Origin of the sequence: Salinicoccus halodurans (assembly GCF_900114445.1) — a bacterium.
Taxonomy (GTDB): domain Bacteria; phylum Bacillota; class Bacilli; order Staphylococcales; family Salinicoccaceae; genus Salinicoccus; species Salinicoccus halodurans.
Window position 1 is genome coordinate 281,672 of the sequence record NZ_FOTB01000004.1, and the last position, 15,857, is coordinate 297,528.

At 44.9% G+C, this 15,857-nt stretch carries 14 protein-coding genes; 3 read left to right on the forward strand and 11 right to left on the reverse strand.

Annotation, left to right across the window (positions count from 1 at the left end; translation table 11 throughout):
- Positions 1-133 precede the first annotated feature (133 nt).
- Genes BM271_RS09970 through BM271_RS09990 form a run of 5 tightly spaced genes read right to left on the reverse strand, consistent with a single transcriptional unit; the run spans position 134 to position 3,903 of the window.
- Positions 134-1,075 (reverse strand): 5-oxoprolinase subunit C family protein, encoded by a 942-nt coding sequence (locus BM271_RS09970; RefSeq protein ID WP_046789378.1) that lies wholly within the window; start codon positions 1,073-1,075, stop codon positions 134-136.
- Positions 1,072-1,329 carry a hypothetical protein gene (locus tag BM271_RS09975; protein WP_046789377.1) on the reverse strand — a complete coding sequence of 86 codons (258 nt, stop codon included), beginning with the start codon at positions 1,327-1,329 and terminating at the stop codon, positions 1,072-1,074. The genes BM271_RS09970 and BM271_RS09975 overlap by 4 nt, the downstream gene beginning before the upstream one ends.
- Before the next feature lie 25 nt (positions 1,330-1,354).
- Positions 1,355-1,567, reverse strand: coding sequence for a hypothetical protein (locus tag BM271_RS09980; protein WP_046789376.1), 213 nt, complete (start codon positions 1,565-1,567; stop codon positions 1,355-1,357).
- A gap of 4 nt (positions 1,568-1,571) precedes the next feature.
- A complete protein-coding gene (gene pabB / locus BM271_RS09985) occupies positions 1,572-3,293 on the reverse strand; it encodes an aminodeoxychorismate synthase component I (protein WP_046789375.1) in 1,722 nt (573 codons plus the stop codon).
- Entirely contained in the window at positions 3,262-3,903 is a 642-nt protein-coding gene (locus BM271_RS09990; protein WP_082103627.1) for an anthranilate synthase component II, read from the reverse strand. The genes pabB and BM271_RS09990 overlap by 32 nt, the downstream gene beginning before the upstream one ends.
- 174 nt (positions 3,904-4,077) lie before the next feature.
- Here BM271_RS09990 and BM271_RS09995 point away from each other — a divergent pair, with 174 nt between their 5' ends.
- Positions 4,078-5,274 (forward strand): MFS transporter, encoded by a 1,197-nt coding sequence (locus BM271_RS09995; protein ID WP_046789373.1) that lies wholly within the window; start codon positions 4,078-4,080, stop codon positions 5,272-5,274.
- A gap of 98 nt (positions 5,275-5,372) precedes the next feature.
- Positions 5,373-5,630, forward strand: coding sequence for a GlsB/YeaQ/YmgE family stress response membrane protein (locus BM271_RS10000; RefSeq protein WP_046789372.1), 258 nt, complete (start codon positions 5,373-5,375; stop codon positions 5,628-5,630).
- Positions 5,631-5,678: 48 nt separating this feature from the next.
- Here BM271_RS10000 and BM271_RS10005 read toward each other — a convergent pair whose 3' ends face one another.
- Complete coding sequence (locus tag BM271_RS10005) at positions 5,679-5,969, reverse strand: hypothetical protein (RefSeq protein WP_046789371.1); 291 nt, start codon at positions 5,967-5,969, stop codon at positions 5,679-5,681.
- A gap of 150 nt (positions 5,970-6,119) precedes the next feature.
- On the opposite strand from BM271_RS10005, the gene BM271_RS10010 reads away from it, so the two are divergent.
- Complete coding sequence (locus BM271_RS10010; protein WP_046789370.1) at positions 6,120-9,002, forward strand: DEAD/DEAH box helicase; 2,883 nt, start codon at positions 6,120-6,122, stop codon at positions 9,000-9,002.
- A gap of 42 nt (positions 9,003-9,044) precedes the next feature.
- Here the strand turns inward: BM271_RS10010 and BM271_RS10015 are convergent, their stop codons facing one another.
- The 5 genes from BM271_RS10015 to moaA all read right to left on the reverse strand — a co-directional run bounded on the left by BM271_RS10015 (position 9,045) and on the right by moaA (position 15,855).
- Positions 9,045-10,385 (reverse strand): hemolysin family protein, encoded by a 1,341-nt coding sequence (locus BM271_RS10015; RefSeq protein WP_046789369.1) that lies wholly within the window; start codon positions 10,383-10,385, stop codon positions 9,045-9,047.
- Between the two features lie 290 nt (positions 10,386-10,675).
- A complete protein-coding gene (locus BM271_RS10020; protein ID WP_046789368.1) occupies positions 10,676-11,527 on the reverse strand; it encodes a DegV family protein in 852 nt (283 codons plus the stop codon).
- 64 nt (positions 11,528-11,591) lie between these two features.
- A complete protein-coding gene (locus BM271_RS10025) occupies positions 11,592-13,211 on the reverse strand; it encodes an ATP-binding cassette domain-containing protein (RefSeq protein ID WP_046789367.1) in 1,620 nt (539 codons plus the stop codon).
- Positions 13,211-14,785, reverse strand: a complete 1,575-nt coding sequence (locus BM271_RS10030; protein WP_046789366.1) for an ATP-binding cassette domain-containing protein — start codon at positions 14,783-14,785, stop codon at positions 13,211-13,213. The genes BM271_RS10025 and BM271_RS10030 overlap by 1 nt, the downstream gene beginning before the upstream one ends.
- 47 nt (positions 14,786-14,832) lie before the next feature.
- Complete coding sequence (moaA, locus tag BM271_RS10035) at positions 14,833-15,855, reverse strand: GTP 3',8-cyclase MoaA (RefSeq protein ID WP_046789365.1); 1,023 nt, start codon at positions 15,853-15,855, stop codon at positions 14,833-14,835.
- Positions 15,856-15,857 lie beyond the last annotated feature (2 nt).

Here is a 15,857-nt window from a genome sequence, read left to right on the forward strand (position 1 = left end):
TATTATACCTTATTTCGGCAATATTTTGTTGCTTCTCCAACCATTTTTCAGTATAAATTTTCAGTTTGTCCCTAAGTTTTTTTAAAATAAAAAAGGTCCGGGACACCGTTGTCCCAAACCATAAAAGTCTGCCTTACATTTTTTCTTTGACGAGTTCTTTGGAGAGTTTATAGTCTATCGCTTTAAACAGACTCTTCACCCAGAGATGATGCGCGTACAGATTTGCATGGGCATCCGCTGCATCAATAGCCTTGAACTGGATTTTGGAGCCTGTGCTCTTTTGTGACAGTTTGTGCAGGTGATATGACGGAATCGTCCCGACCTGCGGCGCAGTGGTCACTTTGTTGAAGTCATTCAATGCAAGCACGGGCTGATTATCGGCGATATGCACACCGCCTTTTACACCTGCGTGTTCAATACCGACATTCTCGAGCGCAATCTCAGGACCATCCACATAGAGGGCAACCCTGTTCTTTTCATTTCTCACCGTATATTCTGCGGATTCAAGCTGTTCATAAATTTCATCCGGTATATCCGGACGTCTGACAATATGATAAGTATCGGAGAGGTAGACTTCCACAAGAGCATAGGTATCCACTCCCCAGCTCACCTGGCTCCGGCGTTTCAGCATATTGAACAGCTCATCATGATGCGCAGTATAGTTACGGCACATGATGATTTCATCACCGGACTTCAGGATATTTGAACCTTCTGCTTCAAGACCTCCTGCAACTGCAAGATAAATCCGGTTGCCTTTCGGCTGGGGAATGAATTCAAGTTCGTCCCCGCGGTCAAAAAGATAGATGCGGTTGAGGAATATATCACGGTCCCCCGATTTCGCCTTGAACCCTGCGCCGCTGAATGCGATAATCGTCGGCTCTGTAAATTTGATTACTGAAGGCTGCAGTGTCATTTCAACAGTCGGAGCCGATGTGTCATTGCCGACCAGCTGATTCGCCAGCTGATGGGCCAGACGGTCACATGCACCATTATACTCATTGCCTTTATCGGATGGCTGTGGATCCAATGTCTGCAGAATCGTGAGCAGTCCGCTGTCCTGTACTATGAGACTCATGCCGTCACCTCGATTCTGGCAAGAAATGCCCGGACTTCATCTATTACCAGGTCGCATGGTTCGATTGTATTGTGCGCTTCCATCACTTTGACCGGTGAATAAAGGAACGTCAATGTATGTTCTGTCGTCTGCAGCTCTGTCAGATATGTGTGCGTCTCTTTTTCAAAGCCGGCCTCAATCCTCGTCTTTTCGGAATCACTGATCAATTCCTCCTGCTGATACGTAATGTAGCAGTCTCCATTTGCAAAAATCATCTTTCTTCCTCCTAATTAAAAACGCCTAGCTATCCCTGTAAAATAACGAAAGCTCTCCTGCAACGAATTCTGCCATGCCGCTGATTATGAATTGCAGAACGACAATGGCGGCGATGACACCGACAAATGCAAACAATATTCCCACAATCTTAATGTTATTCTCAATGAGATATGTCACCACAAAATGTGTGAACAGTACGATGGCGATGACAAGTAGTATTAATAGTATAGTTACCATGGTTTCACCCCGAAACATCCAAACTGATTTTAACCCATTCTTTCAGGCTGTTGATCATATATACCTGTATATCCCCGTCCTTATATTTCCGGACAAGTTCAACTTTAGTAAAAGTGCGCTCCAAAACCCTGCCGTCTTCTATAAGTGAACGGCGCATTACACCATCAAGTAATCCGTCAGACAGCGGCGGCGTATAAAATACCCCCGCCTCCTCTACAATCAGGTTGCCGATGTTGAATTCCGTCACTCGATGATATTCATTATAATACAAAACGATGCCGAATTCATCGTCTGTACTATGGTAGTGATGCCGTACCGTCGTTTTATTCTCCAAAAATGTCCGCGGCGCCCTGATTTCCTTATCAGCAAGCTTTGCTCTGGCTTCACCTGTTTCCCGGACAGAAGCATGCTCAAGTGATACTGTACCTCCCGTCTCCGCAGTCACCCTCAATTTAACGATGCCTTCCGAGCGGTCCAGCCCGTTCTCTTCTATATATGAAAGCACCGATCTTTTAAAGTCCGGCCGCTTCCATGACAGATTCTCCGCGGATTTTAAAATGCGCGCTTCATGGAGATCGAACCGTTTTACATAACCGTCCTCAAGACGCATGGTCTCAATCAGCTGGTACATGCCGCCTTTTAAAAAACGGGTCTTTGCCAACATTTCCTCATACTCATCCGAAGGTTCGGAATCATATGTGATCCCGCCGCCTGCACCGTATATGAAACGCCCCTGCTCTATATATAGCGTCCTGATAGGTACATTGAATACCGCCGTACCGTCCGGAAACATCATTCCCAGCGTCCCGCAGTAAAACCCTCTCGGGGTGTTTTCCAGCGCTTCGATGATTTCCATGGTGATCGCCTTCGGCGCACCGGTAATGGAACCGCACGGGAACAATGCATCCATGATCTCCGGCAGACCTGCACCTTCCCTTAGAACCGCTTCGACAGTCGAAGTCATCTGGTATACCGTTTCATACTTCTCAACCGTAAATAGTTCAGGGACCGACACCGTGCCTTTTTTGGCCACTTTCGAAAGGTCGTTCCTGAGCAGATCGACGATCATAACATTTTCCGCACGGTCCTTTTCAGATCCCTTCAGGAATGCAAGACTCGCTTCATCCAGCACGGAATCACTGTACCGCTTCGAAGTCCCTTTCATTGGACGCGTCCGGATACGCCGGTTTCCGTCGATCTCGAAAAACAGTTCCGGTGAACAGCTCACGATGGACCTGCCTTCCCACTCGATGAACATGGCGTAATCTCCATTGTTGTCTGAAGTGAGCTGTTGGAACAAAGCATGCGGGTCTCCTTCAAAGTCCCCGGCCAGCCGGGTTGTATAGTTCACCTGATAGGTATGTCCATCCCTTATTAAACCGCGGATTTTTTCTACGTTATTCTTAAAATCATCCTGATGCTCCAGAAATTCCAGCTCACCCATCCGGTAGACTCCGTCACCCTTATAATGCTCGCGGAATAAAGCCTCACTCACCGGAGTATCAAAAACGCCGATGACAAACGCAGGCAGTCCGCCTTCTGCACCGTGCGATCCCGCTTCATAAGCAAGTGCGGGAATCACATATTTGCCTTCTTCTGCGTACATCTCCGCCTGGCGGAGTGCCGACGCGTATGTATAAGCAGGTTCAGTAAGCACATCCACCGGCTTTGTAAAATACAGGTCAGTTACTGCTTCATCCTTCTTGAACTTCGCGTGTACGTACATGATGTCCACCTTCCATTACCTTCCTTATAAATGACTCCAGCTGCCTTTTTCCATTTTCAGAGAGTATGGCTTCCGGATGATACTGTAACCCGGCAATATCATATCGCTTATGGCGGATGGCCATCACCACCCCATCTTCTGTCCTGGCTGAGATTTCAAATCCTTCAGGAGTCTCTCCATAGCACACCAGCGAATGGTAGCGTGTGACGTTGAACGATGACGGAATATCTTCAAAGAGCCATGAACCGTCATGATTGATAAGGGAAACATGACCGTGAACCGGACGTTCTCCCCGTCCGACCGTTCCGCCCGCCATGTGCCACAATAACTGGTGACCGAGGCAGATGCCTAAAATCGGCACACGCGTCCATTGGCGTCTCAGAAAATCAATGACATCCGGCCGGTCTGCAGGATGCGACGGACCCGGGGATATGACGATACCCGAAATTTCCTTTTCTGTCATTATCCCTTCATATAAATCCTCCGGTTTTATAACGATCATTTCAATATCATACACACCGCTCTCCATGTAATGGACCAGATTGTATGTAAAAGAGTCATGGTTGTCTATCATGAGAATATTCATTGTTTCAACGACTATCCTTTGCATTTTATTTTCTACATTTTACCACACAATGCCTGCATGCAAAAACTCCTCTCATTCAGTCCCATGGAGGATGAAAAAATGTTTTCTATATTGTATAATAGGCATCAATGATTTTTCGGAATTCGAAATAAAATATCCCGAAAATCAATATAATCATAAGAAGAAGGTTGAAATTTAATGTCAGAACCCAATCAGAGAATATGGACGAAGGACTTTGTACTGATAATTTTCGTCAATTTTTTCATCTTTACTGCATTCCAGATGACACTCCCCACCTTACCTCTGTTTGTACAGGAAATCGGTGCGAGTGACCGCTGGATCGGCATCGTCGTCGGCATTTTCACATTCTCGGCACTCATTATCCGGCCGACAGCAGGTAAAATGCTCGATACCAAAGGCCGTGCGCCTGTCTTTCTGACCGGGCTCAGCATTTTCGTCATATCTATGTTCTCACTGGCGGCAAGCTATACGATAGCTATCCTGCTCCTGGTCAGAATAATGCAGGGAGCCGGCTGGGGGCTTTCCAGCACTTCATCAGGTACCATCGCAACCGACCTTGTCCCAAAAGAAAGGCGCGGGGAAGGACTCGGCTACTACGGCCTGAGCGGTAACATCGCACTTGCCTTCGGTCCCGCACTCGGGCTCTTTCTAACAGATCATATTTCATTTACGCTGCTCTTCTCCATCTGCGGGGTACTCGGGCTCACTGCACTCATCCTTGCTTCAAACATCAAATACAAGAAAGCAGAATCAGCACCTGAGACAAAGAGCACTTACGTTCCGCGTTTCGATATCGTGGAAAAAAAGGCCGTGCCTGCCGCTTCTCTATTATTCTTCATCACCGTCACATTCGGCGGCATCGCGACATTCCTGCCGATCTACACATTTGAAAAGGGATTCGATTCACAGTACATCCAGTTTTATTTCATGATATATGCAGCATTTTTAATGCTGTCAAGATTATTTGCAGGCCGTCTTTATGATAAAAAAGGGATTGCGGTCGTATTCATACCGGGCTCCCTGTCTATCATCATTGCCATGATCCTGCTTGGATTCCTGCCAACCCCTGCATACCTGTTCATCGCTGCAGCCCTGTACGGATTCGGGTTCGGCTGCGTGCAGCCGGCACTCCAGGCATGGGCGGTCAATCGATCAGAGAATAACAGGCGCGGGATGGCGAACGCCACATACTTCTCAGCGTTCGATCTCGGTGTCGGATTCGGTGCAATGACTTACGGTTTCGTCGCAGAAGCTTTCGGCTACAGTACAATCTACTTCACAAGCGCAGTGAGTGTGTCCATCGCACTGATACTCTTCCTGATCATGATGAACAGATACAAAAAAGAAAACGGATCCAATGCATCCCGCATATAAAATCTTCACTTTTTTGTTTACTTCCTTAACAATATGGGAACTAACTAAATAGAAATAATAATTAATATTTATTTTTAGAAGTTAAGGAGGAATTGATAATGGGTTGGATTATAACATTAATCGTAGGCGGTATCATCGGTTGGCTTGCAGGTCTTATTTTAGGTAAAGATGTACCGTTCGGCATCATCGGCAACATCATCGCCGGTCTGATCGGTGCTTCAATCGCCAATGCACTTGGACTCAGTTTCGGTCCTACACTCGGCGGCGTCAGCATCATCGGCGGCTTACTCGGTGCAATCATCCTGATCTTGATTGTATCATTCATCATGAAAGCCCTCGGCGGCAACAGAGCATAATATAAAACGCGAAATCCCTTCGGACAGAAGTCCGAAGGGATTATTTTGTCAAAAGCGTTCTTCTTCTTTAGTCTCTTCAATCAACCAGCGTTCCTTTTTGGGTTCATTGAGTGTCCTTTCTTCACGTTCTTTCTTCAATTTATCCAGTTCAATCTGCATCTGTTTATTTTCAAGAACAAAATTCTCCTGCTTCAATCTTTCCAACTCTTTTTTTTCTTCCAGTTCTCTTAATTCAAGCTTCTTATCCTTCTGGTTAAATGTACGGCCGATTGCATAAAGCGGAATGGAGAATACCATTACGACTGGGATTGTAGCCACAAGAAATTCTAATATACCCATATACATACACCCCTTATTCTGTTAGTAATATTTTACCACAATACATTGCAGTCCCATCCACTTTTCTTTAAATGGACATGCAAGATCTTTAAAAAGGGAACTTCTTTCCTTATACTTGATATAATCACGATTTAGAAAGCGGGCGTTTAAATGCAGGTCGATCCGAATAATCTTTTGAATGCGTACGAAAAAGGATTCTTGGATAAGAATTCCAATAAAATTGCGCACCATCCTCCTAAACTGATCATCAATTCCAGTGAAGAAAATATTCTATCTCCTATTCTCGACGAAATGGAGACCTGCGATTCTTTTGTCATTTCTGTCGCTTTTATCACTGAAGGCGGCCTCGCGACTTTGAAGTCTACACTTTATGAACTCGCAAAAAGGAATGTCAAAGGACGTATCGTGACATCCACCTATCTGAATTTCAATAAGCCGAAAGTTTTCAAAGAGCTTCTGAAGTTGGAAAATGTTGAAGTGAAAGTGACCAGCCAGGAAGGGTTCCATGCGAAAGGCTACATATTCAATAATAGAAGATACAGTGCCATGTTCATCGGAAGCTCCAACTTGACCGACACTGCACTGAAGAAAAACTATGAGTATAACTTGAAATTGACCAGTCTGGAAAACGGGGAAGTCATCAATCATTTTAACGAAAATTTCGAGGAATTATGGGAAAACTCCGTGCCCGTAGATGCATCATGGATTGAAAAGTATGAAGCTGAATACGTGGAAGAACCTGAACGCAGAAAAATCATCCAGATTATCGAAGACCAGTCAAAATATGAATATAAATCTATCGTCAAAGATAAGATCGAACCGAATCTGATGCAAAAAGAAGCATTGCACCAATTGAAGAGCCTTCGTGCAGAAGGCAAGGACAAGGGTCTCGTCATATCTGCCACGGGCACAGGGAAAACTTATCTGGCAGCTTTCGACGTAAAGCAATACAAACCGAAAAGAATGCTGTTCCTCGCACACCGCGAACAAATATTGAACAAGTCCAAACAGGATTTCTCATCATTGATTAAGGAGGCACCTTCAGCGTTTGGTGTCTATAGCGGGAATCAGAAGGATATCCAGGCTAAATATTTGTTTGCCACCGTGCAGACGCTTTCCAGGCAGGATAACCTCGAACAATTTGACCCGGATGATTTTGACTACATCATCATCGACGAGGCACATCGTTCCGGTGCTGCAACTTATAAAAGAATCATCGATTATTTAAAACCTGACTTCCTGGTCGGGATGACCGCTACACCGGAAAGAACCGATGATATGGACATATTTTCTTTATTCGATTACAACATCGCTTATGAAATACGGCTGCAGCGTGCATTGGAAGAGGAGATACTCGCCCCTTTCCATTACTTCGGTGTAACTGATTATGAGAGAAATGGTGTCATGATTGATGAAACCACCTCGCTTTCCAACCTGGTAAGCAATGAACGGATCGACCATATCATCGAGAAGATAGAATACTATGGACAATCAGGAGAGGAACGCCGCGGACTCATGTTCGTCTCAAACAGAGATGAAGCTGCAGAAATAAGTACTATGCTGAATGGGCGGGGATATAAAACAGCTCCCCTTACTGGAAAAGATTCACAGGAAGATCGGAAAAATGCGGTGGATAAACTGGAAGCCAACCAGTTGGACTATATCATTACAGTGGATATATTCAATGAAGGGGTCGACATCCCTTCCATCAACCAGGTCGTCATGTTGAGACAGACCCAGTCCAGTATCATATTCGTCCAACAGCTCGGCCGTGGGCTCAGGAAACATGATGATAAAGACTATTTGACGGTAATAGATTTCATCGGGAATTATAAAAACAACTATATGATTCCCATTGCACTTACTGGTGACCAATCATACAACAAAGATAGATTGAGAAAATCAATCAATACGCGAAATACTATTTCTGGAGTTTCGACCGTCAATTTTGAAAAGATAGCCAAAGAAAAGATCTATAAGTCCATCAGCACTTCCACTTTGAACAGTCAGAAATTCATGCGGGAAATGTATACTTATCTGAAGAATAAAATTGGTCATCAGCCGACACTCATCGATTTTCATGAAGACAAAGATGTCATGGATCCGCTGATCATCTTCGATAAATATAATCACTACATCGAGTTTCTGCAGAAGATCAAAGAAATCGATATCAGCCTTGCGGAAAAGGATCACCGCATACTGACTTTTATTTCCCAGGAAATCTCCGAAGGCAAACGCGTACAGGAAACATTGTTGATACAAGAGGCAATGAAAGGTCCCGTCGACATCAGGGAATTCCAACTGAAGATGATCAGGAAAGGCTATCATATGACCGACCGGACGATGGATTCGATCATCGGTGTGCTGACCCATAGTTTTTTCAAGGCACAAGAGCAGAAAAAGTATGGGTATCCTCTTGTAGAAGTGGATGATGATATTCTCGCACTCACAAAAAATTTCAATGATGCCCTGGAAACAGACATCATAAAGAAACAGATAGAAGATATCCTTGAATTATCATTGCTGAATTCGGAAGCTTATAATCACTCAGAACAGCTTACATTGAATAACAAGTATGGCAGAAAAGATGTATGCCGCTTGCTGAATTGGGATAAGGATGAAGCATCCACCATGTATGGATATAAAAATAAACATCACACATGCCCCATCTTCATCACCTATCATAAAGATGATGAAATAGAAGATACTATAAAATATGAGGATCAATTTTTAGATCAGCATACTTTGAAATGGTTTACCCGAAGCAATCGTACATTGGAATCAAAAGAGATCAGAAATATTTTGGAAGGCCATGAAAAGTACGATCTTCCCATTTATATTTTTGTTAAAAAAGACGATGATGAAGGCAAAGATTTCTATTATCTCGGAAAAGCTGATATAGATTATGACACACTCCGGGAGACGACGATGAATGGTTCAAAAGAGGGGAAACCGGTAGTTACTATGAACATGGTGATGGAGCATGCATTGGATTATGAAATCTACAGATATTTAGAAGCCCATACACACTAAAAAACCGAGATGCGGATTAAAATCCGCATCTCGGTTTCAGTTTTACTCTTCATCTTTTTCTTCTTCATTCGAGTTATTCTTGTTATGGTCTTTCAGCAATGCAACCTGCTTGATGAGGTGGTTTTCCATATCAAGCACGATCCACTTGTCGTTTTCTGTATTTACATAGTCATCGACTTCGATGTCTGTGTTGATGCTCTGGATCCAGCCACCGATTGTATCGATGTCTTCACTTTTATCAAAGCTGATATCGAATTTTTCTTCCAGATCATCGAGCAGCACGCGGCCGTTGATATGATAGATATTATCTTCGACCTTCACCAGTTCCGGTTCTTCATCTTCATCGAATTCGTCACGGATCTCGCCGACAATTTCTTCAAGGATATCTTCCATTGTAATCATCCCTGCCGTACCGCCGTACTCGTCTATGATGAGTGCGATATGGACGCGTTCCCTCTGCATTTTGATGAGTGCATCGCTGATGCGTGATACTTCGGTAATGAGCGGCAGCTCATGCATGTATTCTTCGGGTGTAACGTCTTCATCCGACACATGGTTTGTCAGGAATTCCCTTACGTTGATGAAACCGATGATCTGATCCTTGTCCCCGCTTGAATCTGCTACAGGGTATCTTGTGAAGTTATGCTCTTTGACTGTTTCCAGCACATCATCGATGTTCACCGGATCTGTCAAAGTGATCATCTGCGTTCTCGGCACCATGATATCCTTTGCGAGTCTTTCATCGAATGAGAAAATATTCTGCATGTACGCAAGCTCTGTCTGGTTGATTTCACCACTTTGGTAACTCTGTGTCATGATGATCTTAAGTTCATCTTCGGAATGGGCCTGTTCTGTCGGCATATCTTTGAAACCGATCAGTCTCAGAAGCAGTCTTGATGTCCCGTTCATGGACCAGATAAGTGGTTTCATTATGATACCGAAGAAATACAGCGGGCCTGAAAATGCCATCGCCATCTTTTCAGCATACTGAATCGCAACTGTCTTAGGTGCAAGTTCACCGACTACGACGTGTATGAATGTAACGATGAAGAATGCTGCAGCTACTGTAAATACTGTGCTGAATTCATCGGGTATGCCAAGGAAAGCGAAGAGTGGATGCAGTATGACTTCAAACGTCGATTCACCTATCCAACCGAGTCCGAGTGCGGTTACTGTAATACCCAGCTGACATGCGGATAAGTAGTAATCCAGCCGAGCTGTCATCCCCTGTACACGTTTTGCAGGTCTGCTGCCTTCTTCCACCAAATGGTCTATGCGTGATTTTCTTGCTTTTACTAATGAAAACTCAGAGCCTACAAACAACATTGTAAGCAGTATGAGTAATGTAAATAATGCTAAATTTATTAAAGTGGATATGTCCAATTAGTTCCCTTTATGAAAAGGGATTCACCTCCGGTAATATTTGACTACATTTTTTGAAAAAGCGCTTTCTACTCTGCTGCCTGCCATCTTTTCTATGTTTCCGATCAACACTTCAATCTGCAAATAAGATTTCAAATACGCCTTCCCAATTGTAGTCACCTCCTACCGTTTTTCATAATAATTAAGGGTATTTTACCATAATTTTATACATTTTCGCTACCCATATACATTAACTCCAGTAAATATATTAAAGATAAAACGATTCGGAAACATTATCCGAATCGTCCGTCCTAGTATCCTTTTATAAATCCGAATCCGACTGTGCCGTGTCCTGTATGCACCCCTGCAACAGGGACAAGCGGTTCTACAACGAGTTCCAGATTTCCCAGCCGGTCTTCGATGCGCTCTTTCCAGTCATGAATCAATGATTCATTGCCCGCATAAACGATTGCGAGAGTACGGACGGCATCTTCTTTTACGTGTTCTTCCAGCTTATTCATCACGGCATTGACCAATTTCTTCTTCGTGCGCACTTTTTCCCCGACAATCACTTTGCCGTCTTCGAACATCAGTTTCAGATGGATGTTAAGGAGCGATGCCAGCATGGATTGGGAGGCTGATACACGTCCGCTCTTTCTCATTTGGCTAAAGCTTTGCGGCAACAGATAGAGCTGTGCCTGGTGCGTCAGGTCCTTTACCTTTTGCACAACATCAAGCAATGCTTCGTTCGATCCGCGTGCTTCAACCACTGTTTTTATCATTTTCCCAAGCGGATAGCTTCCAATTCGGGAGTCTATGACGTGAACCGTCTTATTCACCTCTTCCGACGCACTGAGTGAACTCTGGTATGTTCCGGTCAGTTCACTTGAAGCGTGGATTGCCACAATCGAATCGTATGCATCGTCTTTATCAAGTGCTTCGTACATTTCCAGAAATTCACCGAAGAGCGGCTGGGATGTTTTGGCTCCTTCTCCGCTGTTCTTCAGCATGTCGTATATTTCTTCTGTAGAAGCATCCACACCTTCTCTGTATGCTTTGCCGTCGATAATGACCGACATCGGCAATACTTTGATATCATGCTGATTGATATATTCCCGGGACAGTCCTGCAGCAGAATCTGTAACGATTGCTATTTTATTCATTCAACCACTTCTTTCCTAACTCTTTTTAAATTATCTTAATTTTAGCATCTCACACGGCCATTTACTATAAATTATCAGCGTAGCGCAGGACGGCATGATATACCGCCCCTTTTTCGTTCATCAGATCGTCATAACTTCCGGATTCTATTATCTCACCCTGCTCCATATAAGAAATCCGGTCGAACGCATCCAGCCTGCTGAGGTCATGGGTGCTGACAATGGCTGTTTCGCGGTCCAGCACATGATTCCAGATTTTCTCCCGGAGCTTCTCATCCAGCCGTGCTGTCGGTTCATCCATTACCCACCACTGCTTATCTTCAATCATCATGCGGATGAAGTGGAGCCTTTTCTGCTCCCCGCCTGAAAGTCTGCCTGTATGGGTGATCATCGTGTCCGGCGTGTAATAGGACATCTCCATCTCTGCCAGATGATTTTTCATGCACTCCGCCGATGTTTTCAGATGACCGAACATCGTGATATTCGCCTCGATCGTTGCATTGTAGAAATCAAGGTGCTGGGGCATTACGGATGCATCATTGATGAGCGTATCATGCCCCGCCTTTTCACTATTGCCGTAAAAGTTTACCGCATCATCGCCTTCTATAATGCGGTTCAGCAATGTCGTTTTACCCGATCCGCTGCTGCCGATGATTGCGTGCTTCTCACCCGCTGTGAAAGCCACCTCGATATTTTTCAATACATTCGTGTTTGAGCCCGGATATTTGTAAGCCAGATCTTCTATTATTATCTTTTCTATATTTTTATCTGTCTCCGCTTCATCTTCCCTTTCCACTTCTGCTGTATCGAGCTCCCGGACTGCATCTTTTACCGTCCGGTAATTGCTCGCAGGCTGAATTACAGGCACCACCTGGTCGAAGTAGCTGAGCCCGAGAAGCATGACCATCGGAACAAGCATTGGTGTTTCCTGATACATTACAAAAATCACAAGTATGATCATGGCAATCTGGATGAGGTTCGCTGCAAAGCCCATCAGACTCTCATACAATGCCTTTTTATCTTCATGCCTTTTGATGCCGGCCAGATATCCATACAATCCTTTTTTATGTGTTTCTGTCTGTCTGCGCACGAACAAATCAGTATAGTCATGGATGTAATGATAGAGTTTCATATAGAAAGCATCGTCCGTCTCTTCCCTTTTTTCAGCTTCTTTGTATGACAGCCCTTCAAAAAGCTTTGGAATTGCGAAAAGGAGCAGCAGTGATGCTGCTGCCATTATGAGTACCACTTCTGTGTTGATATAAAATGCCAGCAGTAAAAGTATCAATGTCAGCAGCGCAGCTGTAACATATGGGTAGATGATCCTTATATAGTAGTCCTCCACACGGTCGAAATGCTGGTTCAGTTTCTGGATGAACTTGACGCTGTGGGTATCTTCATCCATGGCCAGCGATTTTGTGAAGTAATTCAGTCTGAGTCTTCCGATCATCTGAAATGTCGCTTCATGTGACAGAAGCCGCTCAATATAACGGAAAGCACCTTTCATCATACCGAACAATTTGATGACTGCAATGATCAGGATGATGATGAAAAACGGCGGTTCGAAGAAACTCAGGCTGATCATATAGCCACTCAGCCCAAACAGTGCAACACCGACGAGCCCGCCGGCCAGCCCGAGGAGTATACTGTAAAATATCTGCTTCCTTTCACTTTTCAAGTATTCCATCAGTATTCCCCTCCATTTCGGCGTACAATCCGGCGGTTTTCCAGCGTGTAATGCCGATCTGCGATTTTCAGGAGTTTTCTGCGGTGTACGACCGCTACAATAGCTGTACTTTCCTTAAGAATCTCCAGATGGCTCATTACGAGCTGTTCTGTTTTTGCATCCAGGAATTCAGTCGGCTCGTCCATGAGTATAACGGAAGGCCGTCTGACCAGCACCCTCGCCATTTTCAGCCTTACAATCTCTCCGCCCGACAACGGGATATTGTGATTCACAATTTTTGTGTGGATACCTTCTTCCAGATTCTCCATGCTCTCCATCAGGCCGAGCGCCTCTAAAATATTCCTGACACTCTCCTCATCATATCCGCCTTCAGATACATAATCATAAATAGTCGTATCCGAGAAATATATCCGGTCGGATATATAACCGATGTCCCCGTCTTTGATGTGCACTTCGCCCTCTGCCGGAGCATGCAGTCCCATAATGGCGCGCAGCAGTGTCGTCTTGCCTATACCGGACGGCCCTGTAATCGCGGTAAAGCCGGTTTCCGGCACAGTCAATTCCGCATCTTCGAGCAGATTTTCACTGCCGTACCCGAGTTTGATGTTTCTCATCTCTATTGCATTGTCCCTGATACCCTGAAACCGGTAATCCCCGGCAACCGTCTCTTTTTCGAGCCATTCTTCAATCATTTCCAAGTTGCCCTGCGCAAGCTTCCCATTATGGAACTCAATTCCAAGCACTTTCAGTGCATTATAGAATTCAGGCGCAAGCAGCAGTGTAAAGAACGCGGCATAAAATGTAATACTCTCGAATATGATAATCTGCAGTCCGACTTCAAGTGCGATTAGTCCGATGCCCAGTATCGTGATGAATTCGAGCATCAATGTGGACTGGAATGCATATTTTAAAATATCCATCGTTTCTTTTACATACCGTTCATTGAATGATTTCAGCCGTCCTGTCACAGTTCTTTCAGCCTGCATATTCCTCACCGTGTTCTTTCCGCGGATCAGATTCAGGAATAAAGTCCCGAGCGCATCGAATTGTGACGCCTGTGCCTTTGATTCGTCCGCTGTCTTCAATCCCACCAGCACATAGTACAACGGTACAAAGGGCGCGGTGAAAATCATGATGAATGCTGCATTTCTGTGAATGAAGAACATCGCAATGATGATTGCCCCGAGCCTCACCATCGTCTGGATGATTGTCGGTATGAACACTCTTTCAAACGGACGGTACTTCTCAAGGTGCACAAAAACAGCATTCAGCATGGATTCTGAATACTTCATCGTCTGGTCATCTATCTTATCCAAAACCTTCCTGCCCAGCGACTCGATGCGTTTGTTCGCAACACGCTGGCTCACCAGTTTATAAGTGAGGGTCAGGACGGCAAACAGCATGAAAAATACAGCCGTCCACATGAGAGGACTGCTGTCCGGCGTACTGGCCCGGATTACTATGTCCTCCAGGATCAGCGACAGATTGTGACCGAATAATATAAAAGCACTGACGGCCCCAAGGCACATCAGAACATAAAGCACCAGGTATTTTGCGGGTATATTAATCTTCATAACATTCCTTCCTCAGTTACAAAAAACGTGAAGTGACCCTCCACGTTTTACCCCCCGATATAACTCATATTGATTTTTTTACGCTGCCTGCGGCGTTCTGCTGTAATCTCTGTGCGTAGTTCCGAGTAACGGTCATCCCGCCTGTTCCAAACTCCTGTCAGGGTTTCTTTGAGTCTCTCATCCGATATCCCTTCTCTGAGCAGGGTGCGGATATCAAAACCGTCTGTGGCAAACAGGCACCCGTAGAACCTGCCGTCGGATGACAGCCTTGCCCTTGTGCATGTGGAGCAGAAACTTTCGGATACACTCGTTATGAACCCGAGATTCGATTCCGCATCCTTATGACGGTATACTTTCGCCACCTCACCGTAATATGCCGGCTCCAATGGCTCCAGGTCGAATTCTTCCTGCAGCGTTTCAAGTATTTCCTTTTTCGTCACTACTTTATCGAAGTTCCAGCCGTTATCATTGCCGACATCCATAAATTCTATAAAGCGCAGGGTCACCGGCAGCGTTTTGAAGAATCTGGCCATCGGCAGAATTTCATGTTCGTTCAGCCCTTTTTGCACAACCATGTTGATCTTTATCTGGAAACCGAGCGATATCGCATGCTCAATTTGTTCTATGATGCGCGAAGTTCCGATGCCCCGGTCATTGATTTCACCGAAGAGCTGGTCATCCATTGCATCCAGGCTGATGTTCAATCTCCGGAGTCCTGCATCATACAGTTTCTGTCCGTGCTTTTTCAGAAGCATTCCGTTTGTCGTCATGCCGATATCTTCAATACCCGGGATCTTGTCCAGTTTCGCAATCAGTTCGTGAAGATCTTTTCTAAGAAGCGGTTCACCGCCTGTGATCCTCAATTTTTTCACTCCGAGTTCAGCGTATATGCGTGCCACCCGTTCCAGTTCCTCGAATGACAGAAGCTCATCCCGCTTCATAAACTCGAAATCATCACCGAAAATCTCTTTTGGCATGCAGTATCTGCACCTGAAGTTACACCGGTCCGTGACCGATATGCGCAGATCTCTTATCGGTCTGCCGAACTTATCCGTAATTGATTCGACCATAG